Origin of the sequence: Paenibacillus germinis (assembly GCF_013141785.1) — a bacterium.
Lineage (GTDB): Bacteria > Bacillota > Bacilli > Paenibacillales > NBRC-103111 > Paenibacillus_E > Paenibacillus_E phytorum.
In genome coordinates, this window is the sequence record NZ_WHOC01000120.1 from 1 (window position 1) to 501 (window position 501).

Genomic DNA, 501 nt, shown 5'->3' on the forward strand with positions numbered 1-501 from the left:
GGATTTTCTGTAATTTTCATAAAAAGGTTATTAGCCGCTGTTTTTGTTACATTTAAGCTCTCTAAATCATATTCTACTTTTTTAATAAAATTCTTTACGTCAACGAACTCCAATTGAATACCTTCAAATTTAAGATAATTTTCAGGAATCCAGATTTCTTTTAAGGCTTTAATCCATTGCAAATCATCAGGAGAAGGTTGTGTTCTAATATCCCATTCATGCATGTCATGTAACTCTTTACAAAAAATCGCTGCAAATGCTTCTTTAAGATTTAAGAACTGGTCGCACTTTATAAAAATTGTATCTATCGACATATAGCCCGTTGAGAAATTGTATTGTTCAAACATAATTGTTGACAAATCTGCCACAGCAACTTGCTTTGAAAAGAAATCCAAATCGCCAAAAAGTTCTTTTATGTTACTTAACAAACAATTTCCTCCTAAAAAGAGCGTATAGTTTAGTGATTATTGAATGTTAAGACTAATAATACTCCAAAGCCAC

General features: G+C 30.7%; 1 protein-coding gene. It reads right to left on the reverse strand.

The window, feature by feature from the left end; all coding sequences use genetic code 11:
* Positions 1-428: hypothetical protein (locus GC102_RS22610; RefSeq protein WP_171691501.1), on the reverse strand; the 428-nt coding region annotated here is incomplete at its 3' end.
* Positions 429-501 lie beyond the last annotated feature (73 nt).